Origin of the sequence: Paenibacillus sp. GbtcB18 (assembly GCF_019091125.1) — a bacterium.
GTDB lineage: Bacteria > Bacillota > Bacilli > Paenibacillales > NBRC-103111 > Paenibacillus_F > Paenibacillus_F chitinolyticus.
Genome location: NZ_JAGXJX010000458.1, coordinates 1 through 263, shown reverse-complemented (window position 1 = coordinate 263; position 263 = coordinate 1). Strand labels below are relative to the sequence as shown.

Here is a 263-nt window from a genome sequence, read left to right as displayed (position 1 = left end):
CTGGCTCATGACAGCGGGGGCGGGGGGAAGGGTGGGGGCAATCACCCCCTGGCGAAAAATAACATCCGCCCCTTTCACCCACCGGAGATGGTGGTGTACGGCGTAACCCCATTTCAAACCCTGCCGCAGCGGGGCCATTGGGCAGGATTGAGGGGAATGACCCAGGACGGTCTGGTTTGGGGAGCCGATTTTGTGGAGTGGCTGGAAAACCACCGAGGAAAGCTGCAGTCCCTGGGACCGGAAGCACTGCAGTACCGGCTTTA

At 61.2% G+C, this 263-nt stretch carries 1 pseudogene; it reads left to right on the top strand.

Features of this window, described 5'->3' with window-relative positions:
- A pseudogene (locus KVT34_RS30430) lies at positions 1-263 on the top strand (3-dehydroquinate synthase); the annotation flags it as partial.